This is a genomic window from Saccharothrix australiensis (assembly GCF_003634935.1).
Classification (GTDB): Bacteria; Actinomycetota; Actinomycetes; order Mycobacteriales; family Pseudonocardiaceae; genus Actinosynnema; species Actinosynnema australiense.
The window spans coordinates 5,049,045-5,055,118 of the sequence record NZ_RBXO01000001.1 but is presented as its reverse complement, the minus strand read 5'-3'; the positions used below and the strand labels follow the sequence as shown (position 1 = coordinate 5,055,118).

Here is a 6,074-nt window from a genome sequence, read left to right as displayed (position 1 = left end):
GGAGAACGCCCGGCTGCGCGACGAGAACGCCCGCCTCGCCGCCGGCGGGGCCGCCGACCGCGAGCCGATCGCCGTCGTGGCGATGGGTTGTCGGCTGCCCGGCGGCGTCACCGACCCCGACGGCCTGTGGCGACTGCTCGTCGAGGAGCGCGACGCCATCACGCCGCTGCCGGGGGACCGCGGCTGGCGCACCGACGACCTGCCCGTGCGCGCCGGCGGGTTCCTGCACGACGCCGCCCGCTTCGACGCCGCCTTCTTCGGCCTGAGCCCGCGCGAGGCCCTCGCCGCCGACCCGCAGCAGCGCCTCACCCTGGAGGTCGCCTGGGAAACCCTGGAGCGGGCGGGGATCGTGCCCGGCGCGCTGAAGGGTTCCCGCACCGGCGTCTTCATCGGGGCCACCCACCAGCACTACGGCCCGTGCCAGCACCGCGCGCCCGACGAGGTGGCCGGCCACGTGCTCACCGGCACGACCACCAGCGTCGTCTCCGGCCGCGTCGCCTACGCGTTCGGTTTCGAGGGGCCGGCGATCACCGTCGACACCGCGTGCTCGTCGTCGCTGGTCGCCCTGCACACCGCGGTGCGGTCGCTGCGCGCGGGGGAGTGCGGGCTCGCCCTCGCCGGCGGCGTGACCGTGATGGGCACGCCCGGCACCCTGCGGGAGTTCGCGCGCCAGGGCGGGCTGTCCCCGGACGGCCGCTGCAAGGCGTTCGCCGACGCGGCCGACGGCACCGGTTGGGCGGAGGGGGTCGCGCTGGTGCTCCTCGAACGCCTCGCCGACGCCCGCCGCCGCGGGCACCCCGTGCTGGCGCTGGTCCGCGGCAGCGCGGTCAACTCCGACGGCGCGTCCAACGGCCTGACCGCGCCCAACGGGCCCTCGCAGCAACGCGTGATCCGGGCCGCCCTCGCCGACGCCGGGCTGTCGCCCGCGGACGTCGACGCGGTCGAGGCGCACGGCACCGGCACCACGCTGGGCGACCCGATCGAGGCGCAGGCCCTGCTGGCCACCTACGGCCGGGACCGGGTCGAACCGCTCAGGCTCGGCTCGCTGAAGTCGAACCTCGGCCACACCCAGGGCGCGGCGGGGGTGGCGGGCGTGCTCAAGGCGGTGCTCGCCCTCCGGGCCGGTGTCCTGCCCAGGACGCTGCACGTGGACGCGCCGTCGTCCCGCGTCGACTGGTCGGCCGGCGCGGTCGAGCTGCTCACCCGGCGCACGCCGTGGCCGGACACCGGCCGCCCGCGCCGCGTCGCGGTCTCCTCCTTCGGCATCAGCGGCACCAATGCGCACGTCGTGCTGGAGGCGGCCCCGGAGGAGGAAGCCGACGGCCCCGAACCGGGACCGGCGGTCCCGCCGGTCCTGCTCTCCGCCCGGAACCCCGAGGACCTGCGCGCCCAAGCCGCCCGGCTCGCGGAGCGGCTGCGCCCCGGTCCCGACCTCGCCGCCGTCGGCCGCACCCTGGCCACCGCCCGGACGGCGTTCCCGCACCGGGCCGCCGTCGTCGCGATCGACCGCGCCGGCGTGCTCCGGGGCCTGGCCGCGCTGGCCGAGGGCACGCCCGCGGCGGAGGTGCTCACCGGGCACGCCCCGCGCGCCCGCGAGGTGGTCTTCGTCTTCCCCGGCCAGGGCGCGCAGTGGCGGGGGATGGCGCTGGACCTGCTGGCGGCCAGCCGGGTCTTCGCCGAGCGCGTCCGGGACTGCGAACGCGCCCTCGTGCCGCACACCGGGTGGTCGCTCACCGCGGTCCTGCGCGGCGAACCCGGTGCGCCGGCGGCCGAGCGCGTGGACGTGGTGCAGCCGGTGCTGTTCGCCGTGATGGTGTCGCTGGCGGCGGTGTGGCGCGCGCACGGCGTCGAACCGGCCGCCGTCGTCGGCCACAGCCAGGGCGAGATCGCCGCCGCGTGCGTCGCCGGGGCGCTGTCCCTCGACGACGCGGCCAGGGTGGTCGCCCTGCGGTCGCGGCTGCTGACGGCGCTCGCCGGCGGTGGCGCGATGCTGTCCGCGGCACTGCCGGTCGAGGAGGCCCGCCGGCACGCGGACGAGCGGATCTCGGTCGCCGCCGTCAACGGGCCGCGGTCGGTCGTGTTCTCCGGTGACCCGGCCGCCCTGGGCGCGCTGCACGCCGAGCTGACCGCGCGCGACGTGCGGTCCCGGCTCGTCGCGGTCGACTACGCCTCCCACTCGCCGCAGGTGGCGGCGGTTCGCGACGAGCTGCTGGCCGGACTCGCGCCGATCACGCCGCGGGCCGCCGCGGTGCCGTTCGTGTCCACGGTGTCCGGCGCGGCGCTGGACACCACGGAGCTGGACGCCCGGTACTGGTACCGGAACCTGCGCGAGCCCGTCGAGTTCGCCGCGGCCACCCGGAGCCTGCTCGACGGACGCCCGCGGTGCTTCCTGGAGGTGAGCCCGCACCCGGTGCTGGTGCCCGGCCTGCGCGAGTCGTTCGACGAGGCGGGCGCCGACGCGGTCGCGCTCGGCACGCTCAGGCGCGACGAGGGGTACCGGTTCCCGGCGGCGCTGGCCGAGGCGCACGTGCACGGCGTCGCGGTGGACTGGACGACCGTCTTCGGCCGGCGCCGCCCGCCCGCGGACCTCCCGACCTACCCGTTCGCCGGTGACCGGTTCTGGCTGACCGACGCGGGACCGGGTGAGCACCCCGTCCTCGGCGGCGGGATCGAGCTGCCCGGCGGCGAGCTGGTCTTCACGGGCCGCCTCCCGGCCGACGGCTGGCCGGCCGACCACGTCGTCGGCGGCGCGCCGCTCTACCCCGGCGCCGGGATCGTCGAGCTCATCCTGCACGCCGGCGCGGCGAGCGGCTGCGGGCACGTCGCCGAGTTGACGCTGACCGAGCCGCTGGGCATCCGGCCCGGCGCGGCGAACGACGTGCAGGTGCTGCTCGGCGCGCCGGGCGACGGCGGCGCCCGCGCGGTGACCGTGCGGGCGCGGACCGAACGGGACGAGCCGTGGCGCACGCACGCCACGGGCACCGCCACCCCGGCGACCGCGACGCCGGCGGAGCAGCCCGCGCCCGCGGCTCCCGGCGACCCCGCCGGCGCCGAGGAGGTCTACGCGGAACTGGCCGCGCGCGGCTACCGGTACGGCCCGGCCTTCCGCGGGCTGGCGTCGGCCACCCGCCGCGGCGACGAGGTCGTCGGCGAGGTCGTGCTGCCGTCGGCCGCCGGCGGGGCAGGCGGGTTCGCCGTCCACCCGGCGCTGCTCGACGCGGTCGTGCACGCCGCCGCCGCGCTCGGGTTCGGCGAGGGGCTGTGGCTGCCCTTCGCCTGGAGCGGGGTCTCGTTGTGGGCGGTGGGCGTCACCGCGGCCCGCGTGCGGGTCACCCGGCTCGGCCCGGACACCGTCGCGCTGGTCGCCGCGGACTCCGCGGGACGCCCGGTGCTCGCGGTGGACTCCCTGGTGCTGCGGCCGGTCGCGGCCGGGCGGCTCGGCCCGGCGGGGAGCGTCCTCGCCGTCGCCTGGCGCGCGATCCCCCGTGCCGCGGCGGGCGGCTCCCCGGTACCCGACGTCCACGAGGTGACCGACCCGGACGCGCGGACCGCGGTCGTGGGCGTGCTCGCCGCCCTGCGGGAGCGGCTCGCCGACCCGCGGCCCGAGGCCCGCCTCGTCGTCGTGACGCGCGGGGTGCGTACCGGCGACGACCCGGCGGGTGCGGCGGTGTGGGGTCTGGTGCGTTCGGCGCAGGTGGAGCATCCGGGTCGGTTCGTGTTGTTGGACTTGGCGGTGGGGGTGGATGCGGGGGGTGTGGTGGCGGAGGCCGTGGCGACCGGCGAACCGCAGCTGGCCCTGGACGGCGAAACCCTGTGCGTGCCCCGGCTCCACGACGCCTCGGCCGACGTGGTCGTCCCGCCCGGCGAGGGCGCGTGGCGGCTGCGGTCCAGGGTGGGCGGCGACGAGACGTTCGACGGCCTGGCCCTGGTGCCCGAGGAGATCACCCCCCTGCGGGAGGGTCAGGTGCGCGTGGACGTCCGCGCCGCGGGGATCAACTTCCGCGATGTCCTCGTCGCCCTGGGCCTGGTGCCCGCCGACGCCGGGCTGCCCGGCGCCGAAGGCGCCGGGGTCGTGGTCGAGGTCGGGCCCGGCGTCACCGACCTGGAGCCGGGCGACCGCGTCCTCGGGTTGTTCGAGGGCGGTGTGGGACCGGCGTCGGTCGCGGACCGCGCCCTGGTGCACCCCTTGCCGGCGGGGTGGTCCTTTGTGGTGGGTGCGGGTGTGTTGGTGGTGTTTGTGACGGCGTTGGTGGCGGTGGGTGGTGTGGGTGTGGGGGAGGTGGTGGTGGTGCATGGGGTGACGGGTGGTGTGGGGATGGCTGTGGTGCAGGTGGTGCGGGGTGGTGGGGGTGTGGTGTGGGGTACGGCGTCGCGGGGGAAGTGGGGTGTGGCGCGGGGTTTGGGTGTGGTGCGGGTGGCGTCGTCGCGGGATGGGGGTTTTGAGGGGGTGTTTTCGGGGGGTGTGGATGTGGTGGTGAATTCGTTGTCGGGTGGTTTGGTGGATGCGTCGTTGCGGTTGGTGCGTCCGGGTGGTCGGTTCGTGGAGTTGGGCAAGCGTGATGTGCGTGATCCGGCGGAGGTCGCGGCGCGGTACCCGGGGGTGGACTACCGCGTCCGCGACATCGGCGACCTCGGGACCGAGCGGTTGCGCGAGCTGATCTCCGAGGTCGTCGCCGCCGTCGAGAACGGCGTGTACCGCCCGCTGCCGACCCGCTCCTGGGGGCTGGGCCGGGTCCGGGAGGCGTTCCGCCACCTCGCCGAGGGCAGGCACACCGGCAAGGTGGTGTTGCGGGTGGGTTCGCCGTGGTCGGGGGTGGGGTGGGTGGTGGTGACGGGTGCGTCGGGTGCGTTGGGTTCGGCGGTGGCTCGTCATTTGGTTGTGGTGCATGGGGTGCGGTCGTTGGTGTTGGTGTCGCGTTCGGGTGTTGTGGGGTGTGCGGAGGAGTTGCGGGGGTTGGGGGCGCGGGTGGTGGTGGTGTCGTGTGATGTGGGGGATCGGGGTGCGTTGGCGGGGGTGTTGGAGGGTCGTGTGGTGCGGGGTGTGGTGCATGCGGCGGGTGTGTTGGAGGACGGGGTGGTGGGTGGTGTGTCGGAGGGGGTGGTGGATCGGGTGTTCCGGGCGAAGGTGGGTGGTGCGTGGAATTTGCATTGTTTGACCGAGGGTGTGGATTTGGATGCGTTTGTGTTGTTTTCGTCGGCGGCGGGTGTGGTGGGGTCGGCGGGGCAGGGTGTGTATGCGGCGGCTAATGGGTTTTTGGACGGGTTGGCGGAGTTTCGTCGGTCGCGGGGGTTGGTGGGGACGTCGTTGTCGTGGGGTCCGTGGTCGGGTGGGGGGATGGCGGCGGGGTTGGGTGGTCGGGATCTGGGGCGGATGCGGCAGGCGGGGATGGTGCCGTTGACGGTGGAGCAGGGGCTGGAGCTGTTCGACGCCGCGCTGCGCCACGACCGACCGCACACCGTCCTCGCCCGGCTGGACCGCGCCGCGCTGCGCGCCCCGGCCACCCCGCCGATCTGGCACGACCTCGTGGCACCCGCCCGCACCTCCGCGCCGGCGCCCGCCGGCTCCCTCGCCGACCGCCTCGCCGGCCTGCCACCGGCACGGCGGGAAAGCGCCGTGCTCGACGTCGTCCGCGCCCACCTCGCCGCCGCGCTGGGCCACGCCGACCCCGCCTCCCTCGACCCCTCGACCCCGCTCCGGGAACTCGGCCTCGACTCGCTCACCGCGGTCGAGCTGCGCAACCGGCTGGCCGCCGCCACCGGGCTGCGTCTGCCGGTCACCGCGATCTACGACCACCCCACCGCGTCCGCCCTGGCCGCGCACCTGCTCGCCGAGGCGGGCGGCGCGACCGGCCCGTCGCTGCTGGCCGAGCTCGACCGCGTGGAACGCCTCCTCGCCGAGGCCGGTGGCGCCGAGGCCCACGACGAGGTCGCCGCCCGGCTGGCCGGGCTGGTGCGCCGGTGGACCGCTGTTCGAGCCGGGCGCGGCAGCGTGGACCCGGACGCCGACCTCGCGGCGGCCACCGACGAAGAGCTGTTCGACGTCCTCGACGCCGAGTTCGACGGTTCCTGAGCGC

General features: G+C 76.4%; 1 pseudogene. It reads left to right on the top strand.

From position 1 onward, the window contains the following. Window positions 1–37: 37 nt before the first annotated feature. Window positions 38–6,070 (top strand): annotated as a pseudogene (locus C8E97_RS36565) (SDR family NAD(P)-dependent oxidoreductase); the annotation flags it as partial. Window positions 6,071–6,074: the final 4 nt, after the last annotated feature.